General features: G+C 73.3%; 14 protein-coding genes. 8 read left to right on the top strand and 6 right to left on the bottom strand.

Annotation, left to right across the window (positions count from 1 at the left end; all coding sequences use genetic code 11):
* Positions 1 to 126, top strand: a 126-nt coding sequence (locus EF918_RS12305) for an integrase core domain-containing protein (RefSeq protein ID WP_148141226.1), incomplete at its 5' end; no start/stop codon positions are given.
* On the opposite strand, the gene EF918_RS12300 is transcribed toward EF918_RS12305, so the two are convergent.
* From EF918_RS12300 to EF918_RS12285, 4 genes are all read right to left on the bottom strand, one after another.
* Positions 123 to 923 carry an SURF1 family protein gene (locus tag EF918_RS12300; protein WP_125644768.1) on the bottom strand — a complete coding sequence of 267 codons (801 nt, stop codon included), beginning with the start codon at positions 921 to 923 and terminating at the stop codon, positions 123 to 125. The two genes, EF918_RS12305 and EF918_RS12300, sit on opposite strands and share 4 nt — an antisense overlap.
* Before the next feature lie 75 nt (positions 924 to 998).
* Positions 999 to 1,232 carry a hypothetical protein gene (locus EF918_RS12295; RefSeq protein WP_125644766.1) on the bottom strand — a complete coding sequence of 78 codons (234 nt, stop codon included), beginning with the start codon at positions 1,230 to 1,232 and terminating at the stop codon, positions 999 to 1,001.
* 92 nt (positions 1,233 to 1,324) lie between these two features.
* Complete coding sequence (locus EF918_RS12290) at positions 1,325 to 2,293, bottom strand: DEDDh family exonuclease (protein WP_125644763.1); 969 nt, start codon at positions 2,291 to 2,293, stop codon at positions 1,325 to 1,327.
* A gap of 89 nt (positions 2,294 to 2,382) precedes the next feature.
* The gene (locus tag EF918_RS12285) at positions 2,383 to 3,021 is read right to left on the bottom strand and encodes a TetR/AcrR family transcriptional regulator (RefSeq protein WP_125644761.1); all 639 of its coding nucleotides are present in this window, start codon (positions 3,019 to 3,021) and stop codon (positions 2,383 to 2,385) included.
* A 148-nt stretch (positions 3,022 to 3,169) separates the two neighbouring features.
* Between EF918_RS12285 and EF918_RS12280 the strand changes: the two genes are divergently transcribed.
* From EF918_RS12280 to EF918_RS12265, 4 genes are read left to right on the top strand one after another with little or no spacing between them, the layout of a single operon-like run.
* Positions 3,170 to 3,967 carry an acetoacetate decarboxylase family protein gene (locus EF918_RS12280; protein ID WP_125644759.1) on the top strand — a complete coding sequence of 266 codons (798 nt, stop codon included), beginning with the start codon at positions 3,170 to 3,172 and terminating at the stop codon, positions 3,965 to 3,967.
* Between the two features lies 1 nt (position 3,968).
* Complete coding sequence (locus EF918_RS12275) at positions 3,969 to 4,853, top strand: SDR family NAD(P)-dependent oxidoreductase (protein WP_125644757.1); 885 nt, start codon at positions 3,969 to 3,971, stop codon at positions 4,851 to 4,853.
* Positions 4,854 to 4,864: 11 nt separating this feature from the next.
* Entirely contained in the window at positions 4,865 to 6,151 is a 1,287-nt protein-coding gene (locus tag EF918_RS12270) for an amidohydrolase family protein (protein WP_125644755.1), read from the top strand.
* Positions 6,148 to 7,380, top strand: coding sequence for an amidohydrolase family protein (locus tag EF918_RS12265; RefSeq protein ID WP_125644753.1), 1,233 nt, complete (start codon positions 6,148 to 6,150; stop codon positions 7,378 to 7,380). The genes EF918_RS12270 and EF918_RS12265 overlap by 4 nt, the downstream gene beginning before the upstream one ends.
* 26 nt (positions 7,381 to 7,406) lie before the next feature.
* Here EF918_RS12265 and EF918_RS12260 read toward each other — a convergent pair whose 3' ends face one another.
* Positions 7,407 to 10,493 (bottom strand): NACHT domain-containing NTPase, encoded by a 3,087-nt coding sequence (locus EF918_RS12260; protein ID WP_125644751.1) that lies wholly within the window; start codon positions 10,491 to 10,493, stop codon positions 7,407 to 7,409.
* Positions 10,494 to 10,585: 92 nt separating this feature from the next.
* Between EF918_RS12260 and EF918_RS12255 the strand changes: the two genes are divergently transcribed.
* The 3 genes from EF918_RS12255 to EF918_RS12245 all read left to right on the top strand — a co-directional run bounded on the left by EF918_RS12255 (position 10,586) and on the right by EF918_RS12245 (position 13,308).
* A complete protein-coding gene (locus EF918_RS12255; RefSeq protein WP_125644749.1) occupies positions 10,586 to 11,524 on the top strand; it encodes a sterol desaturase family protein in 939 nt (312 codons plus the stop codon).
* A 95-nt stretch (positions 11,525 to 11,619) separates the two neighbouring features.
* Positions 11,620 to 12,249 (top strand): lysoplasmalogenase, encoded by a 630-nt coding sequence (locus EF918_RS12250; RefSeq protein WP_260610103.1) that lies wholly within the window; start codon positions 11,620 to 11,622, stop codon positions 12,247 to 12,249.
* Positions 12,250 to 12,264: 15 nt separating this feature from the next.
* Positions 12,265 to 13,308, top strand: coding sequence for a zinc-dependent alcohol dehydrogenase family protein (locus EF918_RS12245; RefSeq protein WP_125644746.1), 1,044 nt, complete (start codon positions 12,265 to 12,267; stop codon positions 13,306 to 13,308).
* A gap of 76 nt (positions 13,309 to 13,384) precedes the next feature.
* Here EF918_RS12245 and EF918_RS12240 read toward each other — a convergent pair whose 3' ends face one another.
* Positions 13,385 to 14,932 (bottom strand): S8 family serine peptidase, encoded by a 1,548-nt coding sequence (locus tag EF918_RS12240; RefSeq protein ID WP_125644745.1) that lies wholly within the window; start codon positions 14,930 to 14,932, stop codon positions 13,385 to 13,387.
* Between the last annotated feature and the right edge of the window lie 82 nt (positions 14,933 to 15,014).

The raw sequence follows: 15,014 nt of genomic DNA, 5'->3' as shown, positions 1-15,014 counted from the left end.
GACCGTGACCGGATGGAAGCGTTCACCGACTGGCTGCACTGGTACAACTACCACCGACCCCACACCGGCATCGGCGGCCAAACACCCGCCAGCCGCGGCACCAACCTCTCCGGACAACACACCTAGGCCGGGGCGGGCTCGTTCTGCTCGGTGGCGGGGGGTGCGGCGGGCTCGGCCGCGGCGGCCCGCTCGCGCTTCTCCCGGCGGACCAGGACCACCCAGCCGACCGGGACCCCGGCGGCGAACAGCCACCACTGGACCGCGTAGGCCATGTGCGGGCCGATGGAGTCGTGGTCGGGCGCGCCGACCGGCTCCGGCTTGCGGTCCGGCGGGACCGGGTCGGTCAGCTCCAGGTAGCCGCCGAGCACCGGCCGGCCCAGCGCGCGGGCCTGCTGCTCGCTGTTGATCAGCATCACCTGACGGTCCGGCAGGCCGCTGCGGTCCTTGATGCCGCTGCTGCCGCTGGTCTCGTCGGCCTTGAGCCGTCCGGTGACGGTCACCTCGCCGGTGGGCGCGGCCGGCACCGGAGGATAGTCCTGGGGGTCGTCCCCGCCGGCCACCCAGCCGCGGTTGACCAGGACCGCCCGGCCGTCGGCCAGCAGCAGCGGGGTGATCACGTGGAAGCCGACCCGGTCGTCGGCGTTGGTCCGCATGCGGACCACGACCTCGTGGGCGGTGTCGAAGGTGCCGGTGGCGGTGACCGTGCGCCAGTAGTCGGAGCGCGGGACGATGTGGCCGGCGGAGGTGAGCTCGGTGACCGGGACCGGCCGGGCGGCGAGGCTCTCCGCGATCAGCCGGTTGTTCGCGACCCGGTGCTCGTGGCGGTGGTACTGCCAGAACCCCAGCTTGATCATCACCGGGATGAGGACCAGGGCCAGGAGGGTGAGGCACACCCACTGCCGGGTCAGGACGAATCGGTACACGCCTCGACGGTACCCCGCGCACGGCTGACCCCGGCGGCCGGGGGGCCGCCGGGTCGTGGACGCGAGCCGGTGATGTCAGACGCGGTCGACGATCCCCACCTTCCCCTCCGCCCGGGCGCAGTGCGCCCCGCAGTACCACTTGCCCTCGGCCTCGACGCCCTGCCCGATGATCTGGACCCGGCAGTGCTCACAGATGGGCGCCATGCGGTGAATGGCGCAGGAGAAGCAGTCGAAGACGTGCACCGCGCCCTGCGCGTGCACCTCGAAGGACATGCCGTAATCGTTTCCGCAGACCTCGCAACGAGCCATGCGCCGCATGCTCCGGAGCCGTGCCGACCGGGGCAAGGTCCGGCGGGGCGATTCGGCCGTCGAGCACCCGCCCGGCGCAACGCCGCCGCCTGTCAGTCCGCGGGGGCCACGTCCCGCAGGAGCTGGGTGAAGGCCGCCTCGTCCACGATCGGGGTGCCGAACGCCTTCGCCTTGACCGTCTTCGACGTGGCCGAGTCGGGATCGTTGGTCACCAGCAGGCTGGTGAGCCGCGACACACTGGTGGCGACGTGCAGCCCGGCCTCGACCGCGCGGTCCTCCAGCAGCTCCCGCTCCACGGAGGTGTCACCCGAGAAGGCGATCCGCATGCCCTGCTTCAGCGGCCGGCCGTCCTCGAACCGCCCCGGGTTCGGGTACGGGCACGGGGGCCGCTTGCGCGAGGGGCGCCAGCTGACGGACCGGTAGGAGGCCTGCTGGCCGATCCTCGGGGTGGCCGGCGCGTCCGACCACTCGGTGAGCGGCCGGCACTCCAGCAGGGGCAGCCGTACGTTGTCCCGGGCGGCGGCGTGCAGCGACGGACGGAAGGCTTCCGCCAGCACCCGGGCGTCGTCGAGCGCGTGGTGGGCGCGCTGCTGGACCACGCCGAAGTGCGCGGCGAGCGACTCCAGCTTGTGGTTGGGCAGCGGCAGGTTCAGCTCCTTCGACAGGGCGATGGTGCACAGTCGCTGGCGCACCGGCGCCTGCGCCTCGGCCCGGGCGTACTCGCGGGCGATCATCTGCCAGTCGAAGATGGCGTTGTGCGCGACGAGCACCCGGTCGGCGAGCCGGTCGGCGAACTCGTCGGCGATGTCCTTGAACAGCGGGGCGTCCGCCAGCACCTCGCTCGTCAGGCCGTGGATCCACACCGGCCCCGGGTCGCGCTGGGGGTTGACCAGCGTGTACCAGTGGTCCTCCACATCGCCCCGCGCGTCGAGCCGGTAGACGGCGGCGGACACTATCCGGTCGTCGCGAGCGAGCCCGGTCGTCTCCACGTCGACGACCGCGTACCCCTGGGGGTACGCGGTCGGCCACGTCGTCTCTGCGGTCGTACGGTCGTCGAGCATGGTCACAGAGGATACGGGCCCGTACCGACAGCCCGTCCCCCGCCGGGGGCGGAATCGGCCGCGCGCGGCCCGCGCGGCCGGGCGGAGGGTCAGCCGGGCGCGGGTGCCAGCAGGGACTCCGTCAGGGCCCGTACGGAGAGCAGGAAGAGCTGTTCCGGGTCCACCGGACGGCTCAGGGCCCGGGTCAGGGCCGGGTCCTGCGGGGCGGTCGGCGGGGCCTGGGGGAGGGCCCACAGTTCGCCCTCGGCCGGGGACTGGGCGGGGGAGCGCTCCCGGTTGCGTTCGACCAGGACGAAGCCCACCACCTGGAACTGCACGGCCCGGACCGCGTCCGCGGCCCGCGCCCCGCGCAGCCCGGCGGCGTGCACCTCGTGCACCAGGGCCTGCTGGGCGGGCAGGAACATCCGCTCGGTCAGGCCCCGTTCGTGGACCAGGGCGATCAGGTGGGGCCGGGCGCGCAGTTCCCGGCGCAGGCCCCCGGCGACCGAGACGATCCTCTCGACGGGGGTGCGGCCGCTGGGCCGGATCGCGCCCATCTCCGTCACGGTCCGCGCCACGAGCGCGTCGAGGAGCTGCTCGCGGTTGCCGACGTGCCAGTAGATCGAGGTCACGGCCGTGCCCAGCTCGGCGGCCAGCCCGCGCATGGTCAGGCCGCCGGGGCCGTGCTCCTTGACCAGGGAGGCGGCCGCGGCCAGGACCTCGTCCCGGGTCAGCGGACTTCGCGTCATGGCGCTCCTGTCGGTCTCGTCGGCCCGCCGCGCTCATCTGGCGATCCGTCAGATGGGCGCGTGCAGCCCTCTTTACCCTTCATCGACGGAGGTGTAACTGTGTTACAGAGCCCCCGGGTACGACACCGACGAAGGGTGGTACACCCCCATGGCACGCGTACGGTACGGCGCGCGCAGCGAGGCCGAGATCGCCGCCTCCCGCGAGAAGAGCTCCCGTCTCCCCGACATCTGGTCCACCGGTGTGGTGGCCGTCTGGGAGACCGACCCGGACGTGGTGGCGGCCGTCCTCCCGCCGCCGCTGAAGCCCGCCGAACGGCCCCTGGTCCGGGCCAACATCAGCAAGGTCGACCTCCCCGGCTATCCGCTCGGCGCCGGCTCCGTGGCCGTCGCCGCCCGGCACGGCGGGGTCGAGGGCTGGTACCCACTGGTCATGCCCATGACCCATGAGCGGGCCCTGACCGGCGGCCGCGAGGTCTTCGGCGAGCCGAAGAAGCTCGGCGAGGTCACCGTCGAGCGCGAGGGCCTGGTCGTCCGGGCCGCCCTGGCCCGGCACGGGATCGCCTTCGTGGAGGTCCGCGGGGCCGTCGACCGGGCGCTGCCGGTCCCCGGGCCCGTGCAGAAGACCGACTTCTACTTCAAGTTCCTGCCGGCCGTCGACGGCAACGGCTTCGACGCCGACCCGGTGCTCGTGCACTGCACCCGCAACGAGAAGGTCCGCAAGCTGGAGAACGTCACCGGTGACGTGGTCCTGCGCGAGTCCATGTACGACCCGGTCGCCGACCTGCCCGTCCGCCGCCTGGTGGAGATCACCATCGGCGAGAAGACCACCGACCAGAAGGGCCGGGTCGTCGAACGGGTCAGCGCCCAGGCCCTGCTCCCGTACCTCCACCAGCGCTACGACGACCCGCAGCAGGCCTTCGACGGCCCGCCCGAGGGGAGTGTGTGACATGCGACTCGAAGCAGGCCAGGTGGCCGTCGTCACCGGAGCCGCCGGCGGCATCGGCCTGGCCATGGTCCGCCGGTTCGCCGCCGAGGGGATGAGGGTGGTCCTCGCCGACGTCGAGGAGGGCGCCCTCGCCAAGGCGGCCGCGGAACTGTCCGCGACCGGCGCCGAGGTCCTCGCCCAGGTCACCGACGTCAGCGACCGCGACTCCGTCACCGCCCTCGCCGACGCCACCTACGAGGCCTTCGGCGCGGTCCACGTCCTGTGCAACAACGCGGGCGTCGGCTCCGGCGCCGAGGGCCGGATGTGGGAGCACGAGCCGAACGACTGGAAGTGGGCCTTCGCCGTCAACGTCTGGGGCGTCTTCCACGGCATCCAGGCCTTCGTCCCCCGCATGCTCGCCGACGGCGGCCCCGGCCACGTCGTCAACACCTCCTCCGGCGACGGCGGCATCGCCCCCCTGCCCACGGCCTCCGTCTACGCCGTCACCAAGGCCGCCGTGGTCACCATGACCGAGTCCCTCTACGCCCACCTCAAGGCCGAGGGCGCCCCCGTCGGCGCCTCCGTCCTCTTCCCCGGCCCCCACATGCTGCGCACCGGCCTGTGGGAGTCCCACCGCAACCGCCCCGAGCGGTACGCCAAACAGCGCCCGCGCAGGACCCCGTACCGCACCCTCGACCAGTACGAGAGCGCCATGAAGCAGGCCGGCCACGAGGTCCGCTTCACCCCGGTGGAGGAGGTCGCCGACCTCGTCGTCGACGGCATCCGCGCCGACCGCTTCTGGATGCTGCCGGCCGGCGAGCACAGCGACCGCCAGATCCGCGCCCGGTCGCAGTCCATGCTCGACCGCGCCAACCCCGCCTACCTGGAGAGCTTCATCCTCGACTGAGGAGTTTCCCGTTGAGCGAGTACGACGACCCGTACCTGATCATCTCCTCCGACTGCCACGCGGGCCTGCCCACCGAGCAGTACCGCCCCTACCTCGACCCCCGCTTCCACCGGCAGTTCGACGAGTTCCTCGGCCAGCGTGACGCCCGCCGCGAGGAGGCCACCCGGCTCGGCGTGCGCAACGAGGCCTTCGCCGAGAAGTGGTTCCGCGACCACGAGGAGGGCCTCAAGGGCGGCTGGGACACCGCCCAGCGCCTGAAGGAGCTCGACGGCGACGGGGTGGCCGCCGAAGTGGTCTTCCCCGACGCCGACGCCGTGGACAGCCAGACCGCGGCCCCCTTCGGCGTGGGCCTGGGCCTGTCCGGCGACCAGGACCCCGCCCTCGGCATGGCGGGCGCCCAGGCGCACAACCGCTGGCTGGCCGAGTTCGTCTCGGAACACCCCGAGCGGCACTGCGGGGTGGCCCTCCTGCCGGTCACCGCGGAGCCGGACGCGGTGGTCGCCGAGATCCACCGCGCCAAGGAGTCCGGGCTCGGCGCCCTGATGATCCCCTCCATGTGGGTGGACCGGGCCCCCTACCACGACCGCCGCTACGACCCGGTCTGGGCGGCGGCCGCCGAGACCCGGATGCCGGTGGTCACCCACTCCGGGGCCGCGCCGCGCCACGAGTACGGCGACCACTTGGGCATCTACGTCTCCGAGGTCACCTGGTGGCCGGCCCGGCCGCTGTGGTTCCTGCTGTGGTCCGGCGTCTTCGAACGCCACCCCGGCCTGAAGTTCGGCGTCGCCGAGTCGGGCTGCTGGTGGCTGCCGAACCTGCTGTGGTTCATGGACCGGCTCTACCTCGGCGCCCACGGCGGCAAGAAGCTGTCTCCCTTCGCGGAGCTGAAGCGCCCGCCCAGCGAATACCTGGACCGCCAGATCTTCGTCTGCGCCACCAACACCAAGCGGCGCGAGCTGGCCCAGCGCTACGAGATCGGCGTGGACAACATCCTGTGGGGCTCGGACTTCCCGCACCCCGAGGGCACCTGGCCGGACACCCGCACCTGGCTGCGCACCACCTTCCACGACATCCCCGTCGCCGAGACCCGCCGGATGCTGGGCCTGGCCGCCGCCGAGGTCTTCGGCTTCGACACGCAGAAGCTGGCCCCGATCGCCCGCCGCATCGGCCCCACCCCCGTGGAACTGGGCCAGGACCGCGACCAGGCGGCCGTCGAGGCCTCGTGGGCCCGCTCGCGCGAGACGGGCCGGCACTGGCTGACCGGCAGCGACTTCCCGGTGCTGGGGGTGGCGCCGTGACGGGGGAGGACCGCTACACCGTCGTCTCGGCGGACTGCCACGCCGGAGCCGACCTGCTGGACTACAGGCCGTACCTGGAGAAGAAGCACCACGACGCCTTCGACGCCTGGGCCGCCACCTACCTCAACCCGTACGAGGACCTGCTGGCCGACACCGCCGACCGGAACTGGAACTCGGCGCGCCGGCTGGCCGACCTGGAGGCCGACGGGATCGTGGCGGAGGTGGTCTTCCCCAACACCATCCCGCCGTTCTTCCCCAGCGCCGCCCTGATGGCCCAGCCGCCCACCCGAGCCGAGTACGAGCAGCGCTGGGCCGGGCTGCAGGCGCACAACCGCTGGCTGGCCGACTTCTGCGCCCAGGCGCCGGGCCGGCGGGCGGGAGTGGTGCAGATCCTCCTGAACGACGTGGACGCGGCGGTCGCGGAGATCCGCCGCACCCGGGAGGCCGGGCTGACGGGCGGCATCCTGCTGCCCGGCGTCCCGCCCGGCTCGGCCGTCCCGGAGCTGTACTCCGAGACGTACGACCCGATCTGGGCGGTGTGTGCGGAACTGGGCGTGCCCGTCAACCACCACGGCGGTTCCGCCTCCCCGCCGTTGGGCCCCGAACCGGCCGCCCGCGCGGTCTTCATGGTCGAGACGACCTGGTTCTCGCACCGGGCCCTGTGGCACCTGATCTTCGGCGGGGCCTTCCGCCGCCACCCGGACCTGAAGCTGGTGCTGACCGAGCAGGGCTCGGGCTGGATCCCGGGCGTGCTCGACATGCTGGACTACTACCACGGCCGGCTGGTCTCGGCCGCGACGAAGGCCGCCACGGCGGAGTCCAAGTTCGGCGCGGGCCTGGCGGAGTCCATGGGCAAGGGCCCGAGCGAGGTGTGGCGGGACAACTGCTTCGTCGGCGCGAGCTTCATGCGCCCGCACGAGGTGCCGCTGCGGGACCGCATCGGCCTGGACAAGATCATGTGGGGCGCGGACTACCCGCACGACGAGGGCACGACGCCCTTCTCCCGCGAGGGCCTGCGCATCGCCTATGCGGGCCTGCCGCGGGAGGAGGTCGCCGCGATGGTCGGCGGCAACGCCGCCCGCGTCTACGGCTTCGACCTGACCCTGCTGGACGCCGTCGCGGCGAAGCACGGCCCCCTGGTCGCAGAGGTCGCCGAACCCCTGACGACCGTTCCCCCCGAGGCCACCAGCCCGGCCTTCGCCCTGGGGGGCTCGGTCCGGGTCTGGTGACCTCCCCCGGCCGCCGCCCGGGCGGATCACCAGGGGCTCAGCCAGGTGATCCGCTCGGGCGGGATCCGGTCCAGGCCGGTGACCGGGGTCCCCGCGCCGAGCTCGATCGTCAGCCCGTCCAGGTCGGCGAGCGGAGCCAGGTCGTGCGTCGCGGGGCCGGTCAGCACCAGACGGCGCAGCTCGGGAAGCTCGCGCAGCGCGGCAAGGCCCTTCGGGCACCGGCAGTGGCCCAGGTCCAGTGCGGTGATCCGCGGCTGGCCGAGCAGCAGCGCCGGATCGAGGTCCGGCTGTTGCAGCACGTTGAGCGTGTCCAGACGCGGCAGTTCCGGCAGTGACGTCAGCCCGTCCAGCAACGCGGGCCCGCTGACACTGAGCCACGCCATCCCCGGCCAGCGCTCCAGGGAATCGAGCCGGACCTCCGGACGGATCAGGGCGAGCCCCTTGAGGGACTGCGGGAGCGGCAGTTCGGAGACACGCTCCACACCGGGCGGCGTGTTGAGCGACAGCCAGTCGAGTGCGGGCATCTCGGCCAACGGTGCGAGGTCCAGCCCGGCGGGCAGGTCCGTGAGGACCAGGGCCTTCAGCCGGGGGAGGGCCGTGAGCGGCGCCAGGCCGGTCAGGTGCCGGCAGTCGTAGAGGCCCAGGTGGTCGAGCTCCCGGTGGACCGTCAGCGGTCCGAGGTCGGTCAGCCCGTTGCGGAACAGCGCCAGGCACTTCAGCGGCCGGTCGGCCACGTGTCCCGGAACACCGTCGGCGTCGCTGAGGTGCAGACGCTCCATGTTCCGCAGCCGGCCGAGGGCGGCCAGCTGCCCAGCCGTGCGGACCGTGACCATGGTCGTGCCGAGGGCGGCACCGGCCAGCACCTCGTCGGCGTACGGCTCGACGTCGAACGCGTGCCAGCCCTCCACGAGTTGCCGCTGCACCGGGGGCCGGTCGTCCTGGCGGAAGCGGGCGATCAGCGCCAGCGCCCGTGGTCCGCCGACCCGCCATGCCGTCCGGATGCACCCGGCCGCCTCGTCCGCGGTCAGCCCCTCCGGCCCCGGCAGCAGCTCCAGCACCAGCTCCCCGGCCCCGGCCAGTTCCTCCGCCTGCTCGGGGGTCCGCGGTGGCAGCAGTTCGGCGGTCCGGGACTGGATCTCGCTGCGCAGGGACGGGTCCAGTTCCGGGGCGTGTTCCAGGCAGGCGGCGGCCAGCAGCACCAGGCGGTTGCGGGCCGACTTGACCTTGTCCGCGCGCTTGAGCAGGCCCCGCAGGATCCGCACCCGCTCGTCCGGGCGGGCATGGCCCACCGCCATGCGGACCACGTCGTCCCAGGTGTCGTCCTGCGCGTTCTTCACCAGCACCCCGAAGTCCCGCGACTCCACCGCGGCCTTGGCCCCCAGGTAGTCCTGGAAGGTCCGGTGGACGAAGTCCACCGAGCCCTTCACCGGCTCCCGCAGCAGCCCGCTGCGGATCAGCAGGTGCCGGAACACCTGCTCGGGCGTGCCCTGCTCGCGCACCTGCGGCATCGCGTCCAGCCACTGCGCGACCAGCTCGACCGTCTCGTCCCGGCCCGCCTCCACCTGCCCGTTGCGGATCAGCCAGTACGCGAACCGCTGGAGCAGCAGGAGCTGTTCCTCCCGGGTGAGGTGGACCCCCTCGACCCCGGCGATCTCCCGTTCCGTGTCCCGGCGGACCAGCAGCATGTCCAGCGCCGCGTCGTACAGCTCCTTCCTCGCCCGCGGCAGCTGCATCCGCCGGTCCCGGTTCAACGCGCACAGCAGCGCGCACATCAGCGGGTTCGTCGCCAGCCGGCCCAGGTCCCGGCGGGCCGTGACCGCCTCCCGCAGGGAGGCTTCGTACGGGTCGAGGTCCTCGCCCGGGCAGTCCGCCCGGGCGGCCCGGTGCCAGTGCCCGATGAACGCCCCGACGTCCTCCCGCTCCATCGGCAGCAGGGTGTGCGGGACGAACCCCTCCCGCGCGAGCCAGTCCTCCGGCACCGCGGACGGGCGGGTGGTCACCACGTACCGCGCCCTCGGGAAGGCCGAGACCAGCGACCGCAGCCAGGTCTCCGTCCGGCCGCGCAGGCGCTGGGGGACCTCGTCCACCCCGTCGACCAGGACCAGCGCCCGCCCGTTCAGCATCAGCTCCTCGACCCACCCCGCAGGGGCCGAGAGGGGGACGCCGGCGGCCTTGAGGAACTCCTCGGGCAGCGGCAGGCTCTCCGCGGTGGTGAAGGACCGCAACCGCAGCACGAACGGGACGCACGTGCTCCACCACGGACCGCCCGTCTGCCGGGCCGCCTGGACGGCGAGCCACTGCAGGAGGGTGCTCTTGCCCGAGCCCGCGGGCCCGCGCAGCACGGTCCGGTCGGCAGCCGCGAGGGCGTCCTCCGCCGTGACGGTGGTCCGGTGCGGCCCGGCTTCCCCCGGCTGCGGCCGGTACTCCTGCGCGCTCACCGCGAGGCTGATGTAGGCGAGGTCCAGCGGCCACTCCTCCCGGGCCCGGCCGGTGGTCAGGCCGAACAGCTGGAGCCGGCCGTAGGCCTCGGCGACGTAGCGCGCGTACCGCTCCTCGAAGGCGTGCGCCGCCCCGTCGGCGCGGTCCGCCAGCCGGTCCAGCCGGTCCACCGAGCGCTGCAACGCCCCGGTGCGGCGGACGAGTTCCACGTCGGCCCGGGCGGCGAACGACGGCAGGGCGGTCAGGTACTCCACCGCGTGCGTGCAGGTCAGCCGGATCAGGTCCCGGGCCAGGGCCTCCGCCTCCGGGCCCAGCCCGGCCCCCGCCGGTACCGGCAGCCGCGCGGCCAGCTCCGCCGGATCCAGGTCCGCCGCGAACAGGGCGTCGGCGCCGACCCCGCCCAACAGCGCGAAGGCGTCGGCGACGGCGTCGAGGGCCGCCAGCCGTTCGTGCTCCGGCAGCCGGGCCGCGGCCGGGCCCAGGCGCGCGGCCAGTTCCTCGGCCAGCCGGCGCACCTCCGGCGTGCCGAGCTCCTCCGGCCGCCGCCAGCGCGGCGCGGGCCGCACCGGGCGGTCGGTCAGGCGCGCGCCCGGCACCTGACCCAGCCGGGTCCGCCACAGCCAGCCCGCCGCGGTGCTCGCCGTCCGGAGTACGGCGGTTTCCACCCCTGCCATGCACCCTCCCCCTTGTACCCCGGGTAACCCCGTCGGATACTGATCGGTAACAACCCCTAGCGGCACCCCTGAACCCGCCCTAAGGTGCGCCCATGCCAAATCTGCCCGATGTCGTGCTGTGGTCCATACCCGCCTTCGTGCTGCTCACCGTCATCGAGGTGGTCAGCTACCGGCTCCACCCCGACGAGGACGCCGCCGGCTACGACGCCAAGGACGCGGTCACGAGCGTCACCATGGGCCTCGGCAGCATCGGCTTCGACCTGCTCTGGAAGATCCCGGTCGTCGCGGTCTTCACCGCCGTCTACGAACTGACCCCGCTGCGGGTGCCGTTCCTGTGGTGGACCGCCCTGCTGATGCTGCTCGTCCAGGACTTCCTCTACTACTGGCAGCACCGGCTCCACCACGTCATCCGCATCCTGTGGGCCTGCCACGTGGTGCACCACAGCAGCCGGATGTTCAACCTCACCACCGCCCTGCGCCAGCCCTGGACCAGTGCGACCACCTGGTGGTTCTACCTGCCGATGGTCGCCCTCGGCGTGCACCCCGCCGCGATCCCGTTCTGCTACGGCATCAACCTGCTGTACCAGTTCTGGGTGCACACCGAGCGCATCGGGAAGCTGCCGCGGCCGTACGAGTACGTCTTCAACACCCCCTCGCACCACCGGGTCCACCACGCCTCGCAGGGCGGCTACCTGGACCGCAACTTCGGCGGGATCCTGATCGTCTGGGACCGGATGTTCGGCTCCTGGGTCGGCGAGACCGAGCAGCCGGTCTACGGGCTGACCAAGAACATCCACACCTACAACCCGCTGCGCGTGGCCACCCACGAGTACGCCGCCATCGCCCGGGACGTGCGCGCCGCCACCAGCTGGCGCGAGCGCGCGGGCCGCGTCTTCGCCGGCCCCGGCTGGCAACCGTCCGGCACCCCGACCAAGACCGAGGCCCAGGCCCAGGCCGAAGCCCCGGCCCCGGCACAGGTCCCGGCCCAGGCGCAGGCCTCCGCCCCTGCCCCCGGCGGGACCGCCGCGTGAGCGCCACCGCAGGGTCCGGGCCCCGTACGCCCGACTGGGCCGCCGCCCCCGGGGCCGGAACCGGGGCCGGGGGGCGTCGTGCCCGGCTCGGGGCGGTGGCCCTGGCCGGCTTCGCCGCCGCCACCGCGCTGGACCTCGGCTCGCTGCTCGCCGACTGGCCGCTCGGGCACCAGCTCTTCAAGCCGCTGCTGATGCCCCTGCTCGTGGCGTACGTGCTCACGCGCGGCGCCCCGCGGCTGCTGGTCGCCGCGCTGCTGTTCGGCTGGGGCGGCGACGTGGCCCTCCTCTTCGACGCCGATCCGGCCTTCCTGGTCGGCATGGGCTCCTTCGCCCTCGGCCACGTCTGCTACCTCGCGCTCTTCGGCAAGCGGCCCGCCGACCCCCGGCTCGCCGCCGGTTACGCCGTGGCCCTGCTGGGCACCGTCGGCCTGCTCTGGGGCGACCTGCCCGCCGAGCTGCGGATCCCGGTGGCCGGCTACAGCCTGCTGCTCACCGCCATGGCCTGGCGGTCCGGCTCGCTGGGCCGGCGGGCGGGGCTGGGCGGGGCGCTGTTCCTGCTCTCCGACTCGCTGATCGCCACCGGTGTCGCCCACTGGCCCCAGCTGCCCCGCCCCGACTTCTGGATCATGCTCACCTACGTGGCCTCCCAGTACCTGCTGGCCCGGGGAATACTCGCGGGCCGCCAGGTGTCGGACAGGGAGGAAGCAGTACCAGCCACCTCGTAGCAGAAGGACCGCAGCATGCGCGCCACCGTCATCCACGCCCCGCACGACATCCGCGTGGAGGAGGTGCCGGACGCGGTGGTCCAGGAGTCCACGGACGCCGTCGTCCGCGTGCTGCGCGCCTGCATCTGCGGCAGTGACCTGTGGGCCTACCGCGGCGAGGCCCAGCGCCGGCCCGGCCAGCGGATCGGCCACGAGTTCCTCGGCGTGGTCGAGGAGACCGGCTCCGCCGTCGGCTCGCTGCGGGCCGGTGACCTGGTCGTGGCGCCGTTCATGTGGTCCGACGGCACCTGCGAGTACTGCGTCGAGGGCCTCTACACCTCCTGCACCCACGGCGGCTTCTGGGGCTCGGTCGGTTTCGACGGCGGCCAGGGGGAGGCCGTACGGGTCCCGCAGGCCGACGGCACCCTGGTGAAGCTGCCCGCCGACGCGGTCTCCGACGACCACCTCCTGACCGGGCTGCTCGCGCTCTCCGACGTCATGGGCACCGGCCACCACGCGGCCCTCGGCGCGGGCGTCCGCCCCGGGGCCACCGTGGCGGTCGTCGGTGACGGGGCCGTCGGGCTGTGCGGCGTCCTCGCCGCCAAGCGGCTCGGCGCCGAGCGGATCATCGCCCTGGGCCGGCACTCCGCCCGTACCGACATCGCCAAGCTCTTCGGGGCCACCGACGTGGTCGCCGAGCGCGGCGAGGCCGCCGAGGCCGCCGTGCGCGAGCTGACCCGCGGCCAGGGCGCCCACGCGGTCATCGAGGCCGTCGGCACCGAGCAGTCCATGCGCACCGCCGTGAACATCACCCGCGACGGCGGGGCCATCGGCTACGTCGGCGTACCGCACGGCAGCGGCACCGGCCTGGACCTCGGCGTGATGTTCGACCGCAACATCAGCCTGCGCGGCGGCGTGGCGCCGGTCCGCGCCTACATCCCCGAGCTGCTGGAGGACGTGCTGAACGGCACGATCGACCCGGCGCCGGTGTTCGACCGCGAGGTCGGCCTCGACGAGGTGCCCGCCGGCTACCGGGCCATGGACGACCGCAGCGCCCTGAAGGTGCTCATCAAGCCCTGACCCCCACGCAGCACGGCGGGGCCGGCCGGGAGGACACGTCCCGGCCGGCCCCGCCGGCGTTCGACCGTTTCCGGGGTTACTTCACGGCCTTGAGGGCGTCCACGACGCCGTAGCCGTAGTAGCCCGTCTGGCCCCACTTGCTCTGGCAGGTGGTGGCGTCGATCAGGACGCCCTGGGCGTTGTAGACCTGCGCCGGGCAGGGCGCCTTGGTGGCCTGCGCCTTGAGCATGGCCTGGATCTGCGAGGGCGTGGCCGTCGGGTGGGCGCTCTTGAGCAGTGCCGCGACGCCCGCCACGTGCGGGCCGGCCATCGAGGTGCCCTGCTTGTAGCCGTAGCCGCCGCCGGGGAGGGTGGAGAGCACCCGGCCGTTGGCGTCGGGCGTGCCCGGGACCTGGAACTTGTCGCCGCCGGGGGCGGCCACGTCGACCACGCCGAGCCCGTAGCTGGAGTAGTAGGACTTGAAGCCCTGGACGCCGGTCGCGCTGACGGTGACCACGCCCGGGAGCTGGGTCGGGACGTCCAGGCACTCGTGCGGGTCGATGGTGCGCGGCACGGGGGTGGTGTCGTCCGGGCTGCTGTCGTCCAGGATCGCGTGCGAGGCCAGGTCGTGGTTGGAGTTGCCGGCCGAGGCGACGCTCAGGACGCCCTTGCGCTCGGCGTACTTCACCGCCCGGGTGAGGGCCTCCACCAGCGCCTTCTGGTCGTCGTCGTTCTTGCAGTTGTAGAGCCAGGGGTCGACGTAGTAGCTGTTGTTGGTCACCTCGATCCCCTTGTCGGCGGCGAACATGAAGCCGCAGACGACCGCCTCGGTGAAGAACAGGCTGGTGCCGGGCTCGCTCACCTTGATGCCGGCGACCTTGACCCCGGGCGCGACACCGGCGATGCCCTGCCCGTTGCGGGCGGCGGCTATGGTGCCGGCCACGTGGGTGCCGTGGTCGCTGCCGTCGGCGTACGGCCGCCAGGCGCCCTCGGAGGTGTCGGCGACGCCGCCCACACAGTTGGCCGACTGCTCGCGGGAGAAGTTCGGGGCGAGATCGGGGTGGGTGTCGTCGACACCCGTGTCGATGACGCCCACCGTGACGTCCTGGCTGCCATCGTTGATCTTGTGAGCCTGGTCGGCCTTGATCGCACGCAGGTCCCACTGGTTGGGCTCCAGCGGCTCCTCACCCGCCTCCGCCACCGCGGCGGACCTGGCGGCCTCCGTCGCGCTCAGCTTCTGCGTGGTCCCCTCCTCGGTCGTCTGCACGGGCGTCAGGGGGGCCGTACGGGTGGCGCCGACCGACACGAACAGACCGCGCTGGGCCCGCAGGGTCTTGGCGAACTCCGGGTTCTGGGAGTGCGCGACGACGACGCCGATCTGCTCGTAGGCCGTCACCACCGTGCCGCCGGCGCGCTCGACGGCCTGCCTGGCCTCCTTCACGGTGCCGTACGCCGTCAGGTTCGCCACGTACGAGAGCTTGGGACCGTCCGTCGCCACGGCCTTCGTGGCCGTCGGCCCGTCCAGCGGGGCGGCGGAGGCCGCGACCGCGGGGAGGAACGCCAGCGAGGCGGTGAGGGCCAGTCCCAGCGGCGCCGTGAGGGCGCGGCGGTGCTTCCCGGACGTACGCGATACCGGCTGAGCCATGGGATCTCCACATCTCGTGAAAAAGCCGTCCCGGCGCGGGTCGCGTCTGGACGGGTTCATGACAGGTGAAGCTAGTGCCGCG

It is taken from the genome of Streptomyces sp. WAC06614 (assembly GCF_003949795.1).
GTDB lineage: Bacteria > Actinomycetota > Actinomycetes > Streptomycetales > Streptomycetaceae > Streptomyces.
The sequence above is the reverse complement of the archived record's forward strand: the minus strand, read 5'-3'. Positions and strand labels throughout refer to the sequence as shown.